Origin of the sequence: Xanthocytophaga flava (genome assembly GCF_030068545.1) — a bacterium.
Taxonomy (GTDB): Bacteria; Bacteroidota; Bacteroidia; order Cytophagales; family 172606-1; genus Xanthocytophaga; species Xanthocytophaga flava.
This window is the reverse complement of sequence record NZ_JASJOR010000020.1, coordinates 1-24,383: the sequence shown is the minus strand read 5'-3', so window position 1 is coordinate 24,383 and position 24,383 is coordinate 1. Positions and strand designations below refer to the sequence as shown.

The window sequence follows — 24,383 nt, the reverse complement described above, 5'->3', positions numbered from 1 at the left end:
TATTCTTAGTCCATTATAAATGGATAGTTTGGCTCTGCATATACATCTTTGAATGCTTCGGATGGATCTGGATAGGGTGACTCTTCTGCAAAACGTACAGATTCATCAACCTGTTCTTTGATCTTCTCATCAATCGCATTCAGATCCTCTTCTGTTGCCATTTTGTTATCCAGAATGGTTTTCTTTACTAGTTCAATAGGATCTTGTAAACGCCACTGTTCTACTTCTTCCCGAGTACGGTATTTCTGAGGATCAGACATAGAGTGTCCTTTGTAACGATAGGTACGTAGCTCCAGCAATGTCGGACCTTCGCCATTACGGGCACGATCAGCAGCACGGGAAATCGCATCATGTACAGCTTCTACATCCATACCGTTTACTGGCTCAGCCGGCATATCATAGGCTTCACCCAATGTGTAAAGATCTGTTACATTAGAAGTACGGGATACAGAAGTACCCATTGCATATCCATTATTTTCAATACAGAAAATAACAGGTAATTTCCACAACATTGCCATATTAAATGCCTCATGCAAAGCTCCCTGACGTACAGCACCATCTCCCATATAGCAGATACACAGGTTTTTAGTTCCCTGATATTTTTCTGCAAATGCAATACCTGCACCTAAAGGAATCTGTCCACCTACAATACCATGTCCACCCACAAATCCTACACTTTTATCAAATATGTGCATAGAACCACCTTTTCCTTTAGAAATACCAGTAGCCTTTGCAAACAACTCCGCCATTACTGCATTAGGGCTTGTTCCCAATGCCAGCGGATGAGCATGGTCACGATAGGCTGTAATGTATTTGTCTCCTTTTTCTAAAGCAGATACTGCTCCTGCCGCACATGCTTCCTGACCAATATACAAATGACAAAATCCACGAATCTTTTGTTGTCCGTACAACTGCCCTGCTTTTTCTTCAAACTTCCGCATCAACTGCATGCTTTCATACCAGTACATATATGTTTCCCGGGGGTATGACGCTTTTGCTTTTTTTGCACCATTGCTTTTTGCTTTTGCAGCCCCTTCACTTACTGTTGCCAAAGGGTCTTTTTTCTTGGATGCTTCGTTTGTTTTAGCTTTCGCTGCCTTTGTTTCTTTAACTGCCATATTTAATAAATAAGTAGATGAGCAAATTGTGCAAATTACTAACTAAATGGAATCACTCCTTTACTAGTTTAAAGCAGGTAATTTGGTACACTGTTTTAAAAAGGGTATTTCAGGAGAAATAGAGGCTTTTTGTGGAAACCTGACACCGATTTCCAATAGCCCTGCGAAAATACACAAAAAATGTTTATACGCGAAAGATGATAGAAAAAAGACAAAAGTGTACACGAGAAGAAGTGGGATAAAGAAAAAGATAGTATTTTGGAAACCTATTCAGCAACAGGGATGTACAGGACATCTCTTCTGACTCAGAACCTATAGTTTGGAATATGTACCTTGAGCGAATACAGCTACTTAATTTTAAGAATCACGAAGAACTCTCTCTTACCCTTAGCCCTTCGGTCAACGGTATAGTTGGTATAAATGGAAGTGGAAAAACCAGTCTGCTAGATGCCATTTATATGTTGGCACTAACTAAAAGTGCTTTTAGTCAGACAGATGCACAATGTATCCGGCATGGTGCAGAGTTTTTTATGATTGATGGTGTGTTTAAAGAAATACCTTCTGGTGAGACCTCTGCCAGAGGGCAGCAGGTAACCTGTAGTCTGAAAATCGGAAGCCGAAAAGTAGTGATGCTGGATAAAAAGGCCTATGAGCGGTTGAGCGAGCATATTGGAAGATTCCCTGTTGTACTTATCTCCCCTGATGACACAGATCTTATACGAGACACCAGTGAGTTACGTCGTAAGTTTTTTGATAATATGCTGTCTCAACTGGATCATAAGTATCTTGATACCTTGATGCAGTACAACAGTGTAATGAAGCACCGGAATAGTTTGCTTAAACAATTTTATGAACGCAACTATTTTGACAAAGACTTGCTGGAAACATTTGATACTCAGCTTCTGCCTTTAGGAGATGTGATACATCAGAAACGCCATCAGTTTATCCAGAGTTTTGTACCACTGGTGCAAAAATATTATGCGTTTATCAGCGAAAGCCGTGAAGAAGTAGATCTTATTTATGAATCGGAGTTATTTGAAAGCAGCTTTAAATATGATTACTCCTTTGCTATGAAACGGGATCTGCAACTACAGCGTACAACCAAAGGCGTACATAAAGATGATTTTGTATTTGAGATAAGTCGTTATGCACTAAAGAAATTTGGATCTCAGGGCCAGCAAAAGTCTTTTGTCATTGCCTTAAAGTTGGCCCAGTTTGAGATCCTGCAAAAAGAAAAAGGCTCAAAACCTCTCTTATTGCTGGACGACATATTTGATAAACTGGATGACCTTCGGATCAATAAACTCATTGAAATGATTACGAATCAGACATTTGGACAGCTATTTATCACAGACGCCCGTCCTGAACGAAGTCGCCAGATCTTTGCTTCACTGGCTACCGATGTGCGAATGTTTGAGATTGAGAAGTAAAGTGCACCGGCTTATCAGGAATTTTCTAAGTAGAGACTCTCTAGTTTGGAGATCATGTGTTTTAAAGCAAATTGCTCCTCTACACTTTTTATTCCGTTTTCAATCAGCGTATTCTGAAGGTTGGAGTCAGCTAATATTTTTTTACATGCATCTGTAATAGCATCGCTATTTTTAAAAGGAACTACCAATGCATTTTTACCATCTTGAATAAATTCTGCAGCTACTCCGGAAAGTGTAAATATAGATGGAATTCCTGCAGCCAAAGCTTCTACATAGGTTTGTCCAAATGCTTCAATATCTGTATTAATAGATACATGGATAAAAATGTCAAAAGTTTGATAGAGAGAAAACAGATCCTCTTCAAATGGTATCTCTGTATAGCTATTGGGTGGAAGCGTTTGTAATAACTGTTCGATTTCCTGTTTATAATTTCCAGTAGCATTAGCTAGTACCAGATGTGCATTGGGATAGGAGTCAAGCAGTGATTTAAAGGCTGGAATAATATATTGAATACCCTTTAATTCAAAATATCTGGATATTACTCCAATTACAGGATACTTACCCAGTGTTTTATATCTATCCTTTAACTTATTTACTTTTTCTTCTGATATTTCTCTAAACTTCTCCAGTTCAAAACCATGATGTATTAACGTGATTTTGTTAGAGTTGACCTTCTCTTTTTTAATTAGTACATGTCTTACATTCTCGCTAATAGCTATAATATCTGATGCCATCCGGTTGATAAAGCGATCATACCAAACTGCACGGGGAAAGTATTGGTGGTGAAATGTAGCATGATGACGGGTGAAGATGCGTTTCTTTATTCCTGTTAATCTGGCTGCAATGAGTCCCGCAACATTTGCATCAAACAAGTGACAATGCACTACCTCTGTTTGATTCTTCTTTAAAAATTGTCGAATCTGAGATATCGCTCCTGGTAAATCTTTTTTTCCATGATAGGAAATGCGAATAAAAGGTGTTTTGTGCTCAATAAGAAAACGTTCCAGGACAGAATCTCCCGGATTAAGCAAAATAAAACTCAGTTCAAACTTATCTTTGCTCAGATACTGTACTACCCATTCAAAAGCCAATGCTTTGTTGATATTAGATACAATGTAGGTAATACGTTTCTTAGTAATCATATAGAGACATAACAGGCTAGAGTTCTCTGCAAATATGAATAAAATTTATCATAAGATGTTTCCTGATGGCTTGTTACCTTCTCTTAAATGACCGATGCCCTGAATAAAAGTTCTATTCAGGGCATCGAAAAAAGATAATAGTGTTTTATGTACTAGTTTGCTTTCTTTAATGATACCAGATAAGCAACTAGATCTACCAGTTCCTGTGTAGTCATATTATCTGCTAGTCCTGAGGGCATCATCGAACTCTCCATTTGTTTGATAGAGGCAACTTTAGCCATCTTATAATTGCTTATTATTCCTCCCGGCATTTTCAGTTGGAGATCTGTTTCTGTTTTGCTGGCAATGATGCCAGCTATGGTACTCCCATCTTTAAGCTTTATCTCATATCCTTCATAACCAAAGCTGATTCCGGCATCCGGATGCATGATAGAAATATATTGAGCCTCTCTGGGCAACTTGCTGCCAATCTCAGTTAGTTTTGGTCCAAAGTCCATACCTTCTCCTTTGACCTGATGGCAAACCGAACAATTATTTTTAAATACGGTAACACCATTCGTCGCATCACCCTTCATAGTCAGCATCTGATCCAGTGCAGGATGTTTTTGTACTGTAGCTGTTTTTCCCAGATAGCTGGCTGCTTCAGTTCTCACACTTTTCCTCCAGGCTCCGCTTACACTATTGACAAGGGAAGCTTTTAGTTCTTCAGGTACTTTACCTTCTTTTAACAGTGTCAATACCCGTTCTTCTCCATCCCAGCTATTGCCGATACGGCCAGCTGCTTCTCTTCTTAGAGACAAAGAATTTTTAGAGTTAAAAGCCGTTCCTTCCAGAATTTGGAGGGATTCTTTACTACCTACTGATCGTAAAGCAGTCAGCATCGCTACTGCCTGTTTTTCATCTTTACCATTGATGATCTCCCGTACTTTGGTGCCGCCATTCTGTTTTAGCAGTAGTCCAGCAGCATCTCTGCCCAGACGATCCCCATTTTTTTCCAACGCCATTTTCAGTAAGCGATCATTTTCTTCTTCCAATTCATATCTGCTTACTAGTTCCAGATATTCCTGTGTACCCTGTATGGATGTCAGTACATTTCTGAGAGCATTCATTGCTGTTTCAGAACGACGGACAGATGCTGGGTCCAGGTGATTGAGTGCTAATTTGTTAACCTGAGTCTGGTCTGAGTTACTTCCTTCCAGCATTTTCAGCAGTGCTATCGATTTGGCATTGACATCTGGAATGAAGTCAAATGCCCGGAAATAACGTAAACGTTGACTAATATCTGTAGAAGACTCAGAGGCAAGCTTGGCAAGAAGAGGTACAGCCTGCCCTGTACGTGCACGCCAGATAATATCCCGGTTGGCAGGACTTGCGGTCACGTCCGCATCTGTTCCTGCTACTTTTAACCAGGCTGAAAAATAGCTATCCCATTGTTTATCCGCACCAATGCCCAAAGCCTCCAGATACCAGCGGTCTTTTCCATCATATTGTTGTGCCAGCTTTGCCCATAAAGCAGGTGCATCCGTACTGGAGTTATGATGGAGTGCAATCACACATTCTCTGCGTACCTGAGCATCCGGATCACTGATTAGTTGTTTTACATATGGTATAATATCCAGTTTCAACTCGCGTGCAGCACGTAAGGCTGTAATTCGAATATCCGGATTGGCATCTTTTAATGCCGTTTCTACATATTTTTTGCCTTTACCATCTATCTTGGTTAGCAACCATAATGCACGTGCTTGCAGACGTGGATTCTGAATGTTTGCTTTATAATATTTAGAAAGTGCTTTTTCTGCCTTGGTACCCATGTTATGTATAGCATTCCATGCCTGATAGCGCACAGAAAGGTTTGGGTTTTCCAATGCTTTCAATGCGTCTTCTATTGTACTTAGATTATAAGTAGGGATCTTATAGGGTGTGTTGGATGGGGCAACTCTAAAAATTCGTCCACGATTCTGATCTCCAGCCTGATGTCCACCTACACCCGGGTCATACCAGTCGGCAACTAATAATGAACCATCAGGAGCTACGCATACGTCAGATGGCCGAAACCATTGATCTCGTACACCTTCCATTATATTTACAATAGATGCTTTATAACCAGCACCATCTTTAGAAACAGGATACGAACGAACTACATTAGGACCTGCATCGCAGTGAATCATCTGGTTGCGGAATGGTTCAGGAAGTAATGTGCCTTCATATACCACCATTCCTGTAGGAGAGCCAGCACCTGTTTGTAATAAATTAGGTACTACACCCGGATCATTGAGGTGCCAGTGACGGCGAGGGATTTCTGGTTCAATATTCGTACGATTGGCTTGCCATCCTGCTCCTGTGATTTCATCTGTATAACCATAGTTTCCATATTCCATTACATAATTAATACGAACACCTTTATTTCCATCATCGTCATTGTCTGATTGCCAGAGAGTACCATAGGAATCTACGGCTACTTCATAATTATTCCGGAAATTTTGTCCCAGTACCTCCAGATTTTTAAAGTCAGGATCACAGCGAAATACTACACCTTGTTTATAGTTTTTTACAGCGATCTCATTGCCTTCTATATCTTTGATAAATCGGTTTTCTTTATCCTTTAACTGTTGTCCTTCATTTCCAAAGTTAAAATAGAATTTTCCATCAGGACCAAATACAAAAGCATGCATCCCATGATCGTGCTGTTCGCCACTTATGCCTTCAAAAACAATCTCTTTTTTATCTGCTTTATCATCACCATTCTCATCTGTAAACAAATAGACATATGGACTTTGGGAAACCAATACTTTATTACCCATTACCCAGATACCCAGTGGCGCATTAATTTCAGGTCCCTGGTAAAAGACCTTGCTAACATCTGATTTCCCATCACCATTGGTGTCTTCCAGAATCATAATGCGGTCGCCTTCCTTGTGACTAGGATTACCATTGATGGCAGGCCTGTAGTTATACGCTTCACATACCCAGACACGTCCCTTTGCGTCTACATCTATATTGGTTGGGTTGGTGATAGTAGGTTCCGATGCAAACAAGGTAGCATCCAGGCCATCGGCTATTTTAAGGCCTAGTAATGCATTTTCAGGAAGTCGTTTCTGCTCATCTGTTAGCTGGCGATACAAGCTATCCAGTACAGTTTCTGGTGGTCGGGTGGTAGTATTTGTCTGATAGGCACTTGCAAACAGCAACATTCCTAACAAGCCAGCAGAAACACCATGAATTTTGGTGATTTTCATAAGTGATAACTAAGGATACAGAAAAGTATATAATAGGTCAAAGAATCAGAACTGGGATTCTACAAAGAGATGTAAATTTAATGTATTTTATTGTACATATTAAAGCATTAATGGGATTTGTTTAAGAGTAATCGGCAAATACTTGTTTATATGACAATAATAGATCTTGTCTGAAGGTAAAAGAATATAACTAGTTGGATTCTATTTTTTCTTTTGTTCGCATTCTGCCTTATTCGCTCTTCTTATTACCTTTGCCATATGACATTGAAAAATGATTTATTACTACGGGCGGCCCGTGGTGAAAAAACAGAACGTACTCCTGTGTGGCTGATGCGTCAGGCAGGTCGAATACTGGCCGAATACCGGGCTGTACGTGAAAAAGCAGGTAGTTTTATTAGCCTGGCTACTACTCCAGAACTTGCAGCAGAAGTAACTATACAGCCAGTAGATATTCTGGGAGTAGATGCAGCTATTATTTTTTCTGATATACTGGTGATTCCCGAAGCTATGGGGTTGCCCTATGAAATGATAGAGAAACGAGGACCCTGGTTTCCAAATCCTGTACAGACTCAGGCTGATGTAGACAGACTGAAAGTGTCTGATGCAGAAACGGATCTGGGATATGTACTGGAAGCCATCCGGATTACCAAACGTGACTTGAATAATCGGGTCCCATTAATTGGATTTGCAGGTGCTCCATGGACAATATTTGCGTATATGATTGAAGGGAGTGGTTCCAAGACGTTTTCCAAAGCAAAACGGATGTTGTACACTGATTCTCAATTATCACATACACTGCTTCAAAAGATTACAGACAGTACCATTGCTTACCTGAAAGGGCAGATTACAGCAGGAGCTGATCTGATACAAATCTTTGATTCATGGGCAGGCATTCTGAGTCCGGAACAATACCGTACCTTCTCTCTACCTTATCTGAAACAGATTTGTGCAGCTATTCAGGAAGTTCCAAAAACGGTTTTTGCCAAAGATGCATGGTTTGCCCGTACCGAGATAGCCCAGCTAGAATGTGATACCATAGGACTAGACTGGACAATGGACCCTGCAGAGTCTCGGCAACTGGTAGGGCCTGATAAAACACTTCAGGGAAACCTTGATCCATGTGTATTGTATGCAGACTATCAGACAATAGAGAAAGAAGTAAAGAATATGCTGAAAGCTTTTGGCCCTCAACGTCATATTGCTAATCTGGGACATGGTGTTTATCCCGACACAGATCCGGATAAAGTTCGTTGTTTCATTGAAACAGTAAAAGCCTATAGTCACTAATGAAAAAGCCCTGTTACAAACAGGGCTTTTTCATTACTAATGTGTTGGATCATTTATACACGAATATAAATCTTCTTCCTATCCAGCATCAGACCTATAAACCAGAGGAAGAGTACATTTAGAATAGCAAATAGTAAAGATCCATTGTAATCACCAGCTATAGGTTGGAGTATTCCACTATAAAGCCACCCGGACAAATTAGTGTCTCCAACAGGAACCAATGACATAAGTTTGGGAATAATTCCTGACAAGACATAAATGAAAAGTGGATTTTTACCAAAGACCACAAAGAAGTTAGTCCATCCTTTGTATCCTTTTAGATCAACCAGATAAATAATAACTCCCAGTAGTATCATAGCCAATCCTGTTGTATGAAATACATAAGAACTGCTCCAAATGGGTTTGTTAATTGGAAACACCATATTCCAGCACAGGGCTATAAATATAGCCAGACTACCGAATACAAACAGATTGGAAAGCATTTCATATGTGTTGCCTTTCTCTTTGATGAATCTACCTACCAGAAAACCAAATATCACAGATGCGATAGCAGGTATAAAACTAAGTAATCCTTCCGGATCAAACGCAATGTTTTGTTTCAGAACTTCGCTGTAATACCCATGGTACAAATGATCTTCTCCAAGTAACCATTTGTCCAGTTTCAGCACAGCATTTCCTTCCAGCGTCAGATCCCCAAAGCCGAGCAAAATAAGCCAGTATCCAATCAGGAGCCCGCAAGCTATAGCAAACGATTGTTTGGGTTTAAAAAATGCAACAACCAATGCTCCGCCCATGTAGGCAAGTGCAATTCGCTGCAATACACCAAAAATCCGTAGTTTGTCAAATGTTTTGAAAACCCATTCTCCATCCTGTAACTTGAAGAACGGAAACCAGTTAAGTAGTAGTCCTATCCCAAAAATCAGCAGAGTACGTGTAAAGATCTTTTGTAGCACTTTGCCAGTACCTTCTGACACATATTTCCCAATAGCAAAACTCAGGGCATTGCCTACTGCAAAGAGAAAAAATGGAAAAACAAGATCAGTAGGTGTACAGCCATTCCAGGATGCATGTCTTAATGGGGCATATACATATTCCCAGCTTCCGGGATTGTTTACCAGAATCATTCCGGCAACAGTCATACCACGAAAGACATCCAGAGAGAGAAATCGCGGAGAAGAAGGTTTGTTTACTAAAGGTTCAGAAGTAGAAGTAAGGGTTTGCATAAATAGTAAGTTTTTTCAATTCGAAAATTTACTACTTTCTAGCTTGTTTTCTACCTATCTTCTCTGAAATTTTAGCGGTTTCTCAATGGTGATGTCATGCTTATATTGGAAGTAATGTCTTGTAAGGAGTGTTTTTCTACTTTTGCAAGGAAACTTTTTTGCTTTTCACTATGACCATAGATCTCATTCCACTCGAGCCATCGATCATTACCAAGCATTATATAGTTCACATCTGTAATCCATAATCCTGCTGTTGCTGGCATACCTGGATCTGTGCAAATGTGAAGGTCTGTCAGACCACCCTCTGTATTGGAGATAGTAAGTGTATGAATCTGCATCAGTTGAGGAGTTTAACTTGATTAACACAAAACGTATACTTTATCTTTATCACCTGTTGAAGTGGGTATTGATAGTATACGTACATTAGCATCTATAGTTTTGCATTTCGCATAAATAAAATTATTTAATTGAGTGTTACCAAAACCATTTACCTTCTTTTTCCGTATTTTACTCTTACTGTAATCATACACAAGTTCTGAAAGCATAATGTGGTAATAAGCTACAAGAAAAATATCTTTATTTGGGCAATAAATTCTGTACGATACCTGTTATTGGGTATGATTGGTCAAGAATAACCGCAATAGATTTTAGTACCAAATTGATTTTTTTGAACATAAGCCAGATAATTTTTGATTTTTTTAAAATATGTGGCAATAAAGATATACCTTGTAGGTAATTTATGCGTTAGCAAAACAACCACTAGTTATTAAAATTTAATTCTTCTCTATCTTTCAGGTTTAACTCGGTTTCATGCCCAAAGTCACATTCAGTCGTAAAAACACTAGTTTCTATCGTGCCCTCCAATCTTCTGTTGATCAGTATTTCTCTGAAAACAATATTAAAAAAAACGGAAACTGGAAGCTTTACTTAAAAACGGCAGTGCTAATTCCGTCTGCAATATTTTTGTATTTACTATTGCTGACCGTTCCAATGTCCATTTTACCAGGTATAGCTTTGAGTGCTTTGCTGGGGTTTGTACTGGCAAGTATTGGATTCAATATCATGCACGATGCCTGCCATGGAAGTTATTCAAGCAAGAAGTGGGTAAATGATCTTTTAGGTCTAACGCTAAATGCTTTAGGAGGCAACGCTTTTATCTGGAAGTTCAAGCACAACATTGTTCATCATACCTACACCAATGTAGATGGGGTAGATGATGATATCGCTAAAAGCCCCCTGATGCGTCAATGTCATACACAAACTTGGGTTCCGGCACATCGTTTCCAACATTTTTATGTGTTTCTGGTCTATGGCATCAGTTCGTTTGCCTGGATATTTCTGATGGATTTCAATAAATACTTTAAACAGAAAGTATTTACCACTCCACTTCAGAAAATGGACAGAAATGAACATATCATTTTCTGGGTAAGCAAAGTCCTGTATGCTATATTCTATATTGGTGTTCCTGTATATTTAGTGGGTTGGCAAGCTTGGGCCATCGGATTTACTTTTATGCACATCACTATGGGACTTACATTGGCGGTAGTGTTCCAGTTAGCTCACGTTGTTGAACATACAGAATTTGAATTTGCAGGTACAGAACCTCTTCAGATAGAAAATGAGTGGGCTGTACACCAAATTCGTACAACTGCAAACTTTGCTAGAGGTAATAAGATCGTATCCTGGTTTGTTGGTGGATTGAATTATCAGGTAGAGCACCATTTATTCCCTCGCATTAGCCACATACATTATCCAGCAATTAGCCATATTGTGAAAGCTACCTGTGAGGAGTATAATTTACCCTATCATGAGTTTTCTACCATGAGTGGGGCACTGGCTTCACATGTACGCATGATGAAAGAATTGGGAAAACAGCCTGCAGCTGTATTAGTTTGAAAACAAACTGTAAAGGCAAAACAAAGCCCTTCTGGTATATCCGGAAGGGCTTTGTTTTTTACTCAACTAATTTAGTAAGTCGCTATATAATGTTATACCATTATTTGATAACACAAATGTCTGATGCAAAAGAAGAGCTGGTACCATTTGTTAATTTAGTCATCACTCCGTTTTTCCAGTAAACTGCAGTAGCGGGCTTACCATATGGAGATAAATATCCACCTATATATATATCGTCATCCAGTACATAAATACAGGTTGTAATTGCATAACTATCTTTATCTCTAATATCTGTTCCAACACCATTCTTCCAGTATTTGCCTAAATAATCTTCTCCATTCCACTCTCCTCCAACTATATATACATCAGAGCCTGACACAAAAAAATCATAGGCAATGGTTTTAGGCTCTCCACTAGTCACTTTTATCTGAGTTCCATTTTTCCAGTAACTGATTCCTTTGTCGTAGCTGTTAACAAGTACATATACATTATTATCTACAACAGTAATAGCTTGAGCACTGCTAGGTTCATCTGTTAGGTTCACAACTTTTCTATTCTTCCAGTATCTTGCTACACTGTTTTTTCCGTTCCATTCATTACCTGCTATATATACATCTGTCTCTGTCACAAAAATTGAGGTTGCCTCAGAATGTGGGTCGCTACTGAGGTGGACAGATTCTCCGTTCTTCCAATAGGCGGCGACATTCTCCGTTCCATTCCATTCATAACCTGCTACATATACATCTTTGTTAAAGACATAAATATCCCTTGCAATTCCTACTATATCGTTAAGAATAGAAGAATGCTCTTCTGTTAAGTTCACAGCTGTTTGATTTTTCCAATATTTAGCACCTAAACTATAACCTGTAAGCCCTTGCCCTGCAACATAGACATCTTTGCCATCAACAAACATTGACAGACTAATACCTCCATATGCATCTGTACTCATAGGGACTTCTAAACCATCTTTCCAGTATTTTATCTGAGAATGATTCCCAAATTGTCCATCTCCTCCAACATATACAGTAGGTTCAATTTTCTTTATGGACTCATCATCTTTTTTGCAGGAGGCTGCTAATATAACTACTAGCAGGAGGATTGTTTTTACAGACATTTTTATCATATAAAACTCTTTGTAGGAGAATAGCAATCGGACAATTAGTCGTCAAAAATACGATAGAAAAACGGATAGTCCTTATAAAGTGACAGAATAACAATCGAGTGCTTTTCGGAAATCTTATTGAAAAATAAAAAAATGCGAGTAGTTCAGGCAACTGCCTGATTACTCACATTTTATAATACAGTTCCTATAGAATTTACTATTTTTTGACAACACCTCTATTTTTAAGCCAGTCTTTGAGACGGTCTGTCCATGTAGCCAGAATAGGGTTGTTAGGTGCTTTGCCTATACCATTCGCCATACCATATCCATGTCCACCCTTTTCATATATATGTAGTTCGGCAGGGACTTTCGCTTTACGTAAACCCATGTAGAATAAGACTGCATTATCTGCCAGTACCGGATCATCATCTGTATACATCAGAAAGGTAGGAGGGGTAAAGCTGGTCACATGATTTTCGGTAGACATGTATTCGGCCAGTGTTGAATCCAAGTCCGGACCAATCTGCATATCTCTTGATCCACGGTGGGTATAAGGAGTTGTGAAGGAGATAACCGGATAAATCAGCATTAGGAAGCTGGGACGTGAAGAGGTTTTATCTAACACATTTTTGGCTTTGGAATTTCCATTATCAAAGTGTGTGCCGAGCATCGATGCCAGGTGTCCGCCTGCTGAAAAACCCATTAACCCAATCTTGTCAGGGTCGATACTCCACTCTTTAGCCCGACTGCGTATGGTTCGCATGGCTCTGGTAGCATCATGGAAAGCATGTGGGTAGCCATATTTCTTGTGTTCTGCATTATTAACCCGATATCGGAGTACAAAAGCTGTAATACCCATTTGATTAAACCAACGGGCAAGGTCATAGCCTTCATGTTCCATGGCACGATTAATATAACCGCCTCCAGGGCAGATTAGCACTGCTGCCCCGGTAGCTGTTTCTTTGGGAGCGGGAAAGGGATAAATGGCTGGCTTGTCTTCATCAGTATCTCCCAAGGCTCCCGGAGCGCCTTCAGGCCAGAGTAATATAGGTTCAGGAACTGTAGCTGACACGGTTGTAGCAGGAGTTTGAGCAAAAAGTGTAGTGGTCACAATACATAAAAAAGATAAACTGATAAAATGTTTTAGTTGCATACGTTCATCAGGTATAAAAGTGATCTGATAGATAGGATAGGAGGCAAAAGATACAATGGTTCCTTTAGTTTATCAAAAAGTAAACTGGAATTTGTTATATAATAGGAGAGAAGAGTCCTAAAGTTGTGGAATGTAAAAATCCTTGTTATCTGATTTTTTCTATTGAATTGCATTGATTCATAGAGCGTTAAGTTAGTGAATAGGTTAAAAGTTTGTCAATGTGATTTCATCAATGAGTAAGAATCCTTGATTCACCTTATCTTCGTGGTGTTTTTTGTGGAAATTGTTTAGCTAGTACCTGATGTATGTTAAATCAACCATATCCTTTTCGGGAAGTAACAAAAAGAGATAGTATAGGAATTGTGTTGGCGGGATTGTTTGTGGCGGGATTTTTAGTGTTCTTTCAGCCTTTTGGAATTTACCAATGGAATACTGAGTACAAGGTTCTCAAGATTGCCGGATATGGTCTGGTAACAATACTCGTATTGTTGATTGATTTTTATGGAATTCGTTTGCAATGGAATTCATTTTTTAATGAGAAAAGCTGGAAAGTTTGGAAAGAAATAGGTTGGGTAGTTTTTATTCTACTTAGTGTTACCATAGGAAATTACCTTTATAATATGTGGATACTGGATACCGCAACATTCCGGTTTCATAACTTCCTGGTTACCGCTATTACTACTTTCTCCATTGGTATTTTTCCAACAACAGGCTTTGTTCTGGCAAATTACATTGTCCGGCTGAGACATTATTCCAAACCTGTTGAGATACATTCCCCTGTTTATCCAGAATTCTCCGTAGTGGAATTAATTGCAGAGAATGAAAAAGATCGGTTAGTAGTAAAGTCCTCTCAGCTATTATATATAGAAAGTGCGGATAATTATTGTACGGTGTGTATACAAACAGAGGGACGAATCACCAAAGAGCTAATCCGGAGTAGTCTTACCCGTCTTGAGTCACAGGTGTCTGTTTCGGATATCATCCGATGTCACCGTTCGTATATTGTAAATCTGGAACAGGTAACACGTATTTCAGGGAATGCACAAGGATACAAACTTCATCTTTCTGGACAGGAAGAAGCTATACCTGTAGCGCGAAAATATGCCAAACAAGTACTGGAAGTACTTCAAAAGGTTTGACAAACGTCCCAAAAGCTTGTTTTTAGTCCCATTTCGTGTCAATTGTCCCAAAGCCTGCCTGCTTATCCCTTTGCTATTGCGGGCTCCCAATCCTCCTTCTACTTTTGCAGAGACCAAACCAAAAAACACATTTTGTTCACATGGAAGCTTTGCAAAAACTAACACTTTATATTCACATTCTGGCAGGTTTTACCGCCCTTACTGTCGGATTGATTCCAATGTTTGCTAAAAAAGGAGGTAAGTTACATATCAATGCAGGACGTATTTATGTATGGGCTATGTATATGGTTTCTGCTTCGGCTCTGGTAACCTACATAATTAAACCATATCGTCCATTTCTGCTATTCTTAGCGTTTATCGGAATATTCAGCTTTTATCTGACTTATACAGGTATACAGGCGACCAAACAGAAAAAAGAGATTCTTCCTACACTGGGCGATTGGATTATTTCAGGAATAGGTCTTCTGGCAGGTGTATGTATGATAGGGCTTGCTGTCTGGAACTTTACAGGAGGAAATACATCCTTTGCCATACTTTATGCAGTCTTTGGCGTTTTTTATGCTCGTATTGCCTCACATGATCTACAGGTATACCGCAAGAAGGCCATTCCGGAGAAAATGGCTTGGTTTTTCCTACACATGGGTCGTATTATGGGGGCTTATCTGGCAACCTTAACAGCCTTTTGTGTAGTAAATGCTTCCAAGGTAGAGTTTATCCCTCCATTAGTAGCCTGGATAGCTCCCGGAGTCATAGGAGGAATAGGAATTGGTATCTGGACTCGGTACTATCGTAAAAAGATGAAGTTAGCATAATAAAAGCCCTTGGTGATATCACCAAGGACTTTTATTATATCTTATTGATTAATCCACGCTTTTCGTAGAGCAATTTGTTCAGGTGTAGGATTAGCCATTGGTTCAAACAAATGTTTTTGTTCTACTTCTACAGCCTGTACTTTGCCCTGTAGCTTCACCTGTTGTTCTTTTCCATCTGCACCTTGACGAGCTACTACCATTTCCAGGTTATCTCCTTCTTTGGTCTTTTCTCTGAACTCTGTAAATACCTGCTGTACATTTTCGATAGTTACATTGTTGCCATTGATAGAGACAATTTCATCCTTTTCCTGATAGCCCATTTTTTTGCCAAAATCATTCATCTTCGAGGTACTGGCAATCACCAGACGTTTGGTAGCAGCATTGAAGCCCATTTCTATGTTACCCATAGATATGGTTTTGATTTTACCTCCATTGGCTTTGTATGTGATACCTACAGCAGCAAAGCATTCTTCCAGAGGCAAACGTTCCGGACCATCCACATACCGTTTAAAGAATGTTTCGATTTCAGGATAGGTAAGTTTGGTAATAACACTAAATAACTCTTCATCTTTGAATGGCTTGTCTTTGCCATAGTTTTTAGCCAGATCTGCCATTAAGTTTTGTACCCCATACTTCCCACCTGATAGTTGGCGCAATTTGATATCCAGACAAAGGTTTATCAACGCACCTTTCTGATACACGTTGTCGTACTGGTCTTTGTATACATCCAGACAGCCTTTGCTCATGGTTGTAAACGGAAGAGAATCATTGTATTGATCTGCAGCATAAAACTTATCACGTATCATTTCAGCATATTTAGGCAAATCAATCAAACCTTCTTTTACCTGCATATGGCCTGCAAAATATTCAGTCATTCCTTCGTAGAGCCACAAATGCTTGGACATTTGAGGTTTGTTGAAGTCAAAATAGTGAATTTGCTCTGAGTGAATGCTTAACGGTGCCAGAATATGGAAGAACTCATGTGAAGCCACATCCCGAATGGTCTGAGACAATTCTGCTGCACTATATTCAGGTAGGCAGTATAGAGAAGAATAGGAGTGTTCCAGTGCTCCCAGTTTGCCGGACTTAGGTTGTTTGTCAAACAGATAAATCAGGAAAGCATATTTCTTAATAGGCAATTTACCACCCAGATACTGCTTTTGCGCTTCCAGCATAGGACCAATGTTTGTTCCTACTTCTTTAGCAGATACTACTTTGTTGGGTGAATAAATAGAAATCAGAATATCTGCTCCTCCAACCTTCAGTATAGTAGTATCAGGTTTGTTATACATCATGGGGGAATCTACCAGTTCATTATATGAATTAAGCAGATATGTATCTGTATTTCCTGTTACCTTGGATGTGTTCAAGGGTGTAGATCCATAAAAACCTGCAGGTTTCACTACGTTCACTTCGTATGATACACGTTTCTGGTCGTCAAGATAGCCAAAGAAGCCATGTGTATTTAAAACAAAGTTTTTTTCTTCTTCAATGTTTGTCCCACCTGGCTCAAATACAAACTCACCTTCAAGATCTGTGTCCCAAGTATCTTCTACTGTATAGCTGATACGATGTAACAGATTGGCTTGCTTAATCTTCCAGCTGTTTTCATCTACCTTTTCTATTTGTAGCGGTTTGCCTTGCTTGTCTCTTGCCTGAAATTCAGAAACAAATCGGCCAAAATCATAGTTTGCATAAGTACCAGGCACTATCTTGGGAAGGTAGTAGATAACTTCTTTTTTGGTTTGGGGTGCAACAATAAGATTAACACCTACCTTATCTTGCTTTACTTTGGTAAGGTCAATCGTAAACTGATAAAAAGGAGTTTTGGGTGGCTCCACTGCCCATGCCGTAACAACGATTGTCAGGCTCATTACCCAACTGAACAGAATTTTTTTCATTGAGAACAAATTCAAGAAATGATTAAAATGAGAATGTTTTGTCAAAAATTAAAATACTACAACGATAACGTAGAGACTTTAATGGTACAATTTGTGTGCAATATTGCAAATTAGAGAATAATTATAATTTATAGTAAGGCATTGCAATAAACGGACGTGACCCCGGATAAGCGGTGATCAGAAATATATACGGATATTATGATAATAACGACGAACCTGAATAAAAATTTATACTTTTGAATGTTCTAAAAATAGTTATTCGTTTAAATGTATCCACTATGAAAATCTTTTTTACGCTGAGCACGAGCTTACTCTTGTTAGGTGCCTTGTTTACCGTGCAGGCTCAGACAGTTACAGTAAAGCCTGCTACTGAATTTATTATCAGTAATGAAGCAAAAGGCGTGCAAACTGTATTGTATATTGATGAAAAATATGTGACCAAAGGCTGGAAAGAATTTTTGAAAGAATATGGCAAGGTTGAAACTCCCAAAGGCAGCAAGAATGTATATTCCGTTGCTGTAGGCAAGATGCCAAATCTTTCATTTGCTCCCATAGCTATTACCAGCAAAGTTACCAGTAGTGATGGGGCTACAACTATTTTCTATTCCTTAAAAGACGATGCTGCCTTTATTACAGATCCTGCACATTCCAAATATTCCTCAGCTGTAGACTTGTTGCACGACTTTGGTGTAAGAATGTATCGCGAACAAGTGAATCGTGAGGTGGAAGTAGCACAGAAAGAACTCGATAAGAGGATTCGTACCAATGAACAACTGGTGCGCAAAGGAGAAGGTTTACAAAAAGATCTGGAGGAGAACAAAAAAGACAAGATCAATTATGATGAGCAGATGGTAAAGAATCATAATGATTCTATCCAGTTGGTTCGTGACATTCTCCTGAACAAGGACGAGCAAAAACAGACTGCAGATGCCTATACAAAACAGCAGACAGTTATGACTTCTGTAAAGTCCTCACTGGATTCAGCTGGGGTAGTTTATGTAGGAAAGAAGAAAAAAGATATGCCTGTAGAAATTCAAGCTTCTGAAAAAGAGTTGAAGGCACGTGAGAAAGAAAGGGATAAAGCCATCAAAAATGGAGAGAGCCTGCACAAAGATCAGGAAAAGAACGGTCGTCAAAAAACAGACCTGCAAAACAAGCTGGCAAAGAATGCAGCAGACAGAGAGCGAATCCCTAAAGAAATAGAAGCCAATCTAAAAGAACAGAAAAAAGCACAGGAAGAGATTGAAAAACAAAAGAAGGTAGTGGAGCAGGTAAGAGCAAAACTAAATGACATTAAATAATTATTATCTATTTAATACAGGAGCCTGGCTACAAGTCGGGCTTTTTTCGTGTACTTGACTAACAGTCTTTTTACTATTTTGCTTTATATTGGTATCAAACTATTTCACCTGTTAACTACATGAAAACAATTGACAAACTTGCCTGGATTGAGTTAAAAAATAAATCTATCCTTTCTACCAGAACCTATGGCAAGGACAAATACTATATTCCCGGAGGAAAAAGAGAACTTGGTGAAACTGATGTAGAAGCTTTGTGCAGAGAAATCAATGAGGAGTTGTGTATTAACCTGACTAACGATACGCTGCAATTAGTAGGAGTATTTCAGGCGCAGGCACACGGGCATCCGGAAGGAACTATGGTACAAATGACCTGTTATATGGCAGAATATACTGGAGAGATAAGTGCTGCCTCTGAAATTGAAGAAATAACCTGGTTAAATTATAGCGATAAGGACAAAATTTCAGAAGTGGATAAACTTATATTTGACTTTTTGAAAGAGAAGGATTTGCTTTCCTGATATTTTATAGAGTACAATGGTCAAGAATATCTTGCTGGTCTGGACATCTGTTCAGACCTTTTTTGTGTATGATCTTTTTCCTGGAAAATTTGTTACACCTATGGTGTGTCATTATTCGTACATCCAATCGGGTTTTAACGTAGTAGATTTTTATACATGGCGATTCGCTCTAGTACTGGTCGTAGTGGCAGACCAGGTAATGAAACTGATGAGAAAGTAACTTTACGGGAACGGCTAGGTGCTTTACGCAACCTGCCTGCTTTCTTTCACATGGTTTGGGATGCCTCTCCCTCTTTATTTATTGCCAATGTAATCTTACGTATTTTTCGGGCTGCTATACCTGTACTAATACTCTATATTGGAAAGTTGATTATTGATGAGGTGATTCTTCAGACCAAACAATCCCATGGTTCAGATCATGAACATTTATGGTGGCTTATCAGTGCTGAGCTGGGACTAGCTATCCTGTCAGATGGCTTAGGTAGATCCATTGCCTTGATAGATAGTTTGCTGGGTGATTTGTTTGCCAACAAGACCTCTGTCCAGATTATGGAGCATGCAGCCACACTGGACCTGGAACAGTTTGAAGATCCTACATTTTATGACAAGTTGGAGAGGGCTCGTCAGCAGACTATTGGTCGTACTGTACTGTTATCTCAGGTGCTTGGACAGGTACAGGATACAATTACGATGTTCTTTCTGGCAGGTGGACTGATTGCATTTAATCCCTGGCTGATTGTGGTTTTGCTCTTGGCTGTAATTCCTTCTTTTTTGGGTGAGAACTATTTCAATGAGAAGAGTTATTCGCTGGTGAGAGGGTGGACTCCTGAACGTCGGGAACTGGATTATCTACGCTATATGGGAGCTAGTGATGAATCCGCAAAGGAGGTAAAGATATTTGGACTATCCGATTTTCTGATTAATCGGTTTAAAGAACTATCCTGGCAGTTTTATACACAGAATAAACGTTTGTCTATCCGAAGGGCTTCGTGGGGTAGTTTGCTTTCCGGAATTGGAACAATCGGTTATTATTCGGCATATGTGCTCATTATCTGGCGGACTATAGGAGGGAAGATCTCTATCGGGGATCTGACTTTTCTGGCAGGGTCTTTCAGACAACTGCGAAGTCTGTTGGAAGGCATCTTGTCCCGATTTTCCAGTGTATCACAGGGAGCTCTGTATTTACGTGATTTGTTTGAATATTTTGATATAAAGCCCAATATTGCTTCTCTTGAGAAAGCCTTGCCTTTCCCCCGACCAATTCAACAGGGATTTGTTTTTGAGAATGTTGGCTTTCGGTATCATAACTCCGAACGATGGGCAAACCGACACCTGAGTTTTACCTTACATCCGGGAGAGAAGCTGGCTTTGGTAGGGGAGAATGGAGCTGGAAAAACAACACTGGTAAAGTTGCTGGCGCGTCTGTATGATCCGACAGAAGGACGGATTTTACTGGATGGCCGCGATCTGCGGGAATATGATCTGAAAGACTTGCGTGAAAATATAGGCGTAATTTTTCAGGACTTTGTACGATTTAAGATGACTGCGGGAACCAACATTGCAATTGGCAAGATCGGAGACAAAGAAAACCTGTCGCGCATTGAGTCCTCAGCACAGCAAAGTCTGGCGAATCATGTGATCGAAAAGCTACCTGCTCGTTATGACCAGATGCTGGGACGTAGCTTCGGTGATGGAGTGGAGTTATCAGGAGGGGAATGGCAGAAAGTTGCGTTGGGACGTGCCTACATGCGTGATGCACAGGTTCTGATTCTCGACGAACCGACTGCCGCTCTGGATGCCCGTGCCGAATACGAAGTGTTTCAACGTTTTGCTGAACTCACTCAGGGGAAAACGGCTGTACTGATATCACACCGCTTCTCTACGGTTCGTATGGCTGATCGGATTCTGGTGCTGGACAATGGCGAACTACTGGAGATTGGTAGTCATGAGGAACTGCTGCAAGTCGATGGTCGATATGCTGAGCTATTTAGATTACAGGCGAGGGGGTATCAATAAAATTCATTTTACCCTTTATTCTTCTTTTGTTACAACTGTTCTGAAAAAGCCTGATGCATATTTTTTGACGCAGTCTGTATCTATGGTTCGTAAGTAAAGGTGGCCGTATAGACTGTCGCCTACTTGGTAGACTGCTTTATTGAGCATCAGTTTTTGTTTTTCAATATGGATAATAGGTTCTTTCTCGCCAGTAATCACATCATAAAATTGGTACGGTAATGTAGTAAATGTATTTCCGGCTGCTCTTATACTGATACCTGCTCCAGTAAAACCATCTGCATACCCGATTGTAATCCGCAGGGTATCTTTTTTGAGGCTAGCTTTACATCTTAGCTTGTCCATTGTATACATCCGATCGTGAGAGTCTTTTAGTACTGCTATTGTTACAGTAGAAGTGGTTTTACGAGGTATTGTATCTTTATCAAATGGATTTGTTAGCTCATATTCATTATCCATAAGGCGAAAAACAAGTTGCTTACTTAAAGTGGTGTCTACTGTAAACGTATCATACTGGTAATTCTGTTTTTGGTTACAACTGGTTATTAGGAGTAAAAGGGTAGGAATTATACTAAATGATAGGGATTTCATTGTTTTGTTTGTAGCCAACGTTTTTTAGAAAGGCGAAAATAGCGAAAATTTCTTATGTTATCAGTATTGAATGTCTGCTCAAATCTGTCAACCTAAGAGATTACCTCTTCTCTTTTATTTTTTGAGCGATAGAAATCCTCCAGAAAGGCAGCAAGAGAGTACGTTTTAGAGTATTTCTTCTTTACGTTGACAGCATTGGGCAAACACTTGCTCCTGTGTTTCCTAATTTCCAGTGTTGAACCAATCAGATTCTCCTGGCCAAACAATACCAGGTTGTCAATAATAGGTGTTTATGTGAATTTAAATATTTATGAAGTTATTTTTAACTTTTGAGCATAATCTATTGATATTTATTAATTATGAAAGCCTACTTTTGACGCTGAATAAACAATGTTGAGCAATAAGATAAACAAAAGCTTTTATATTTTTAATGATAAAAACCTTAGAAAAAGATCACTACATTTAGCATTAACAATCTTAGTGAATGGTAACCTGGAAACAACTTTTTACTGATAAAAAACAACGCAAGACGCTTATTATTCTTTTTATTGTGTCAAATGGACTATTTGTGATTACAGCTTCTTACACTTTATACTTTAGAGAAGTCTGGTTTGACACTTTAAAGAAACCATTGGTAAACACAAAGTCAATAAGCAAAATCGAGATTCGCGAAGGCAGTTGGAAATGGAGTGATAAAGAGTGGCGTTTCAGCCATGATGCAAAACTTACAATAGTTGATAAAAAAGCGATAGAAACTTTTTGTACTATATTACAATCTGCTCCTGCAAAATACATTGACAACATTCGACCTATACATTGGCTTAACATATACTTCACACAAAACGGCGAAGAGAATTTAAGCATAGTCTTAAAAGTCAATTATCAAGATGAAACATTTATTGAGTACGACGATCATACCTATAATGGAACAAGCATTGCAGAATTAATAAGAAGACAATCCTTAGGCAAACTAGAAGAAAAGAACAAGTAGTATAGAAATGCTAGTACAAAATCTGTAGTTTAGTAGAATTTCAAGAGCCTGTCCAAAACATGATGGGTAGGAATAGGAACTCTGACAGTAGTTTTATGAGATTCTATTCCACACTATATAGCATTATTTGTTACAGATGGTTAACAGTATTATCAGGATGAACCATAATGAGTAGTTGCTTATTTGTATAGCTCAGCATACATGTTTAAATAGGAAGAAGACGCTCCGAAATAGAGTATATACCTGTAAGTATATCAGAGGGAATATCTTTCTCCTGTATGTTCGCCAGTCCAGGCAGTCCGCCCCACTTAAAGCAATCTCGTAAGTACTCTACAAATGTACATTCTAATGGATAATTGAGGAGATAGTTATCCAATTTGATTTCTTTATCTAGGTATATCGCATATGCATCTCCACTCACTCCTTCTTTCATGTACTCATCCAGCGAAAATAGCATATAATAATTGTTGTCCTCATCCTGATTAAGCCCACCCTCAGATAGGTTATTAAGTAAAATAAGATGTTTGACAGGTTCAATATATAACGCATCAAGTAAAGGAGCCTCTTGCCAACTGGTAAATGATCCCCGCAGATCTATACTCTTAATTCTTCTATAAAACGATTGGACAACTACTGGTAGTTTGCCATAGGGTTTAAGTAAATTGTTTAACTCCATAACTTCTCTTGTACCTGAGTTTTGAACAATTTCATAGGGCGTTGCTTCGTGATAAGAAGGTATTCCAAAATCATGAAATGTATAGCCAAACACAGGTAAAAGGGAAACAATGGCACTAAGGTTATATTCTACCCTATCAAACATCAGTTGCAGTATGTTAACGATCTGTTTTTGTTGTTCAACAGAATATGTTTGCATTTCTGTTAACTCACTCCAGACCTCAATACATTGTCCATTCTTATATCTATCATAATAATCCATTTTTTATCAACTTAAGTACTTATTTCTCAGAAATTGGCTTTATTCTAGTGTTCTTGTATCCAAGATTACTTTATTAAAAATGATTTTTCTGACTTTTAAGGTATAATACCAGATTGTAGGTTCAAAATTTGAAGGAGGGGGAGATATTTTATTTTCATCCTCTTTATCTGTTGGTACTGCCATTATCTCTTCTACAAAATTAAGTTTCTTTTGCTGATTCGTTTTAGTAAATAACGGGGTCACCTTATTACTGAATACTAAGACAGGTACTCCTTTGAAATCGAAATACCCCAACAGGCTATCCTTTGTAGCACTTGTTAAATGTATATTTTTTATTTGTTTAGACGTCATGTAGTATTTATCTAAGAAGTTGTTTAGTAAAAGGAAAGGATTCCCGAAAAAGAGTGAATTTTGAGATGCGAACCAAAAAATATCACTCTAAATGGAAATCCTTTCGAAAGATACGATACGCACCTATATAGTTGCAAATTTAAGTGTAGGCACCAGAGGGAAAGAATGCAGTATAGAATTGTTAACCCAGATAGTAGAAGCGATTCTGTATCGGCTGAAAACGGGCTGTCAATCAGAGCCGA

At 38.9% G+C, this 24,383-nt stretch carries 20 protein-coding genes; 9 read left to right on the top strand and 11 right to left on the bottom strand.

The genetic code is table 11. From position 1 onward, the window contains the following. Window positions 1–5: 5 nt before the first annotated feature. Window positions 6–1,052: a pyruvate dehydrogenase (acetyl-transferring) E1 component subunit alpha gene (gene pdhA, locus QNI15_RS25250; RefSeq protein WP_313983810.1), complete on the bottom strand. Its 1,047-nt coding sequence runs from the start codon at window positions 1,050–1,052 to the stop codon at window positions 6–8. Window positions 1,053–1,444: 392 nt separating this feature from the next. On the opposite strand from pdhA, the gene recF reads away from it, so the two are divergent. After that, complete coding sequence (gene recF, locus QNI15_RS25245; RefSeq protein WP_314000167.1) at window positions 1,445–2,548, top strand: DNA replication/repair protein RecF; 1,104 nt, start codon at window positions 1,445–1,447, stop codon at window positions 2,546–2,548. Between the two features lie 14 nt (window positions 2,549–2,562). On the opposite strand, the gene QNI15_RS25240 is transcribed toward recF, so the two are convergent. Then, window positions 2,563–3,690, bottom strand: a complete 1,128-nt coding sequence (locus QNI15_RS25240) for a glycosyltransferase family 4 protein (RefSeq protein ID WP_314034352.1) — start codon at window positions 3,688–3,690, stop codon at window positions 2,563–2,565. Window positions 3,691–3,842: 152 nt separating this feature from the next. Continuing rightward, window positions 3,843–6,926, bottom strand: a complete 3,084-nt coding sequence (locus QNI15_RS25235) for a PVC-type heme-binding CxxCH protein (protein ID WP_314000171.1) — start codon at window positions 6,924–6,926, stop codon at window positions 3,843–3,845. 258 nt (window positions 6,927–7,184) lie between these two features. Between QNI15_RS25235 and hemE the strand changes: the two genes are divergently transcribed. Further along, window positions 7,185–8,213, top strand: coding sequence for a uroporphyrinogen decarboxylase (gene hemE / locus QNI15_RS25230; protein ID WP_314000173.1), 1,029 nt, complete (start codon window positions 7,185–7,187; stop codon window positions 8,211–8,213). 53 nt (window positions 8,214–8,266) lie between these two features. On the opposite strand, the gene QNI15_RS25225 is transcribed toward hemE, so the two are convergent. Together QNI15_RS25225 and QNI15_RS25220 are read right to left on the bottom strand one after the other, a co-directional pair. Continuing rightward, window positions 8,267–9,436 carry an acyltransferase family protein gene (locus tag QNI15_RS25225; protein WP_314000175.1) on the bottom strand — a complete coding sequence of 390 codons (1,170 nt, stop codon included), beginning with the start codon at window positions 9,434–9,436 and terminating at the stop codon, window positions 8,267–8,269. 71 nt (window positions 9,437–9,507) lie between these two features. Further along, window positions 9,508–9,774 (bottom strand): hypothetical protein, encoded by a 267-nt coding sequence (locus tag QNI15_RS25220; RefSeq protein ID WP_314000177.1) that lies wholly within the window; start codon window positions 9,772–9,774, stop codon window positions 9,508–9,510. Window positions 9,775–10,246: 472 nt separating this feature from the next. Between QNI15_RS25220 and QNI15_RS25215 the strand changes: the two genes are divergently transcribed. Further along, complete coding sequence (locus QNI15_RS25215) at window positions 10,247–11,332, top strand: fatty acid desaturase family protein (RefSeq protein ID WP_314034350.1); 1,086 nt, start codon at window positions 10,247–10,249, stop codon at window positions 11,330–11,332. 100 nt (window positions 11,333–11,432) lie between these two features. On the opposite strand, the gene QNI15_RS25210 is transcribed toward QNI15_RS25215, so the two are convergent. Beyond that, on the bottom strand, window positions 11,433–12,446 hold the full coding sequence (locus tag QNI15_RS25210) for a hypothetical protein (RefSeq protein ID WP_314034348.1): 1,014 nt from the start codon (window positions 12,444–12,446) through the stop codon (window positions 11,433–11,435). A 205-nt stretch (window positions 12,447–12,651) separates the two neighbouring features. Continuing rightward, complete coding sequence (locus tag QNI15_RS25205; protein ID WP_314000182.1) at window positions 12,652–13,587, bottom strand: alpha/beta hydrolase; 936 nt, start codon at window positions 13,585–13,587, stop codon at window positions 12,652–12,654. A gap of 305 nt (window positions 13,588–13,892) precedes the next feature. Here QNI15_RS25205 and QNI15_RS25200 point away from each other — a divergent pair, with 305 nt between their 5' ends. After that, window positions 13,893–14,726 (top strand): LytR/AlgR family response regulator transcription factor, encoded by an 834-nt coding sequence (locus QNI15_RS25200; protein ID WP_314034346.1) that lies wholly within the window; start codon window positions 13,893–13,895, stop codon window positions 14,724–14,726. Between the two features lie 140 nt (window positions 14,727–14,866). After that, window positions 14,867–15,538 (top strand): DUF2306 domain-containing protein, encoded by a 672-nt coding sequence (locus tag QNI15_RS25195; RefSeq protein WP_314000187.1) that lies wholly within the window; start codon window positions 14,867–14,869, stop codon window positions 15,536–15,538. 41 nt (window positions 15,539–15,579) lie between these two features. Here QNI15_RS25195 and QNI15_RS25190 read toward each other — a convergent pair whose 3' ends face one another. Further along, window positions 15,580–17,439: a M61 family metallopeptidase gene (locus QNI15_RS25190; RefSeq protein ID WP_314034344.1), complete on the bottom strand. Its 1,860-nt coding sequence runs from the start codon at window positions 17,437–17,439 to the stop codon at window positions 15,580–15,582. Window positions 17,440–17,717: 278 nt separating this feature from the next. Here QNI15_RS25190 and QNI15_RS25185 point away from each other — a divergent pair, with 278 nt between their 5' ends. The 3 genes from QNI15_RS25185 (at window position 17,718) to QNI15_RS25175 (ending at window position 21,274) form a co-directional block, all read left to right on the top strand. After that, window positions 17,718–18,740, top strand: coding sequence for a hypothetical protein (locus QNI15_RS25185; protein WP_314000191.1), 1,023 nt, complete (start codon window positions 17,718–17,720; stop codon window positions 18,738–18,740). Between the two features lie 119 nt (window positions 18,741–18,859). Continuing rightward, window positions 18,860–19,258, top strand: coding sequence for an NUDIX hydrolase (locus tag QNI15_RS25180; RefSeq protein WP_314034343.1), 399 nt, complete (start codon window positions 18,860–18,862; stop codon window positions 19,256–19,258). Between the two features lie 156 nt (window positions 19,259–19,414). Further along, window positions 19,415–21,274 (top strand): ABC transporter ATP-binding protein, encoded by a 1,860-nt coding sequence (locus QNI15_RS25175; protein ID WP_314000195.1) that lies wholly within the window; start codon window positions 19,415–19,417, stop codon window positions 21,272–21,274. Between the two features lie 15 nt (window positions 21,275–21,289). Here QNI15_RS25175 and QNI15_RS25170 read toward each other — a convergent pair whose 3' ends face one another. Further along, the gene (locus tag QNI15_RS25170) at window positions 21,290–21,862 is read right to left on the bottom strand and encodes a hypothetical protein (RefSeq protein ID WP_314034342.1); all 573 of its coding nucleotides are present in this window, start codon (window positions 21,860–21,862) and stop codon (window positions 21,290–21,292) included. A 484-nt stretch (window positions 21,863–22,346) separates the two neighbouring features. On the opposite strand from QNI15_RS25170, the gene QNI15_RS25165 reads away from it, so the two are divergent. Beyond that, window positions 22,347–22,853, top strand: a complete 507-nt coding sequence (locus QNI15_RS25165) for a hypothetical protein (RefSeq protein ID WP_314000200.1) — start codon at window positions 22,347–22,349, stop codon at window positions 22,851–22,853. A gap of 205 nt (window positions 22,854–23,058) precedes the next feature. On the opposite strand, the gene QNI15_RS25160 is transcribed toward QNI15_RS25165, so the two are convergent. Both QNI15_RS25160 and QNI15_RS25155 read right to left on the bottom strand, forming a co-directional pair. Beyond that, on the bottom strand, window positions 23,059–23,790 hold the full coding sequence (locus tag QNI15_RS25160) for a hypothetical protein (protein ID WP_314034340.1): 732 nt from the start codon (window positions 23,788–23,790) through the stop codon (window positions 23,059–23,061). 39 nt (window positions 23,791–23,829) lie between these two features. Next, window positions 23,830–24,141: a hypothetical protein gene (locus QNI15_RS25155; protein ID WP_314000205.1), complete on the bottom strand. Its 312-nt coding sequence runs from the start codon at window positions 24,139–24,141 to the stop codon at window positions 23,830–23,832. Between the last annotated feature and the right edge of the window lie 242 nt (window positions 24,142–24,383).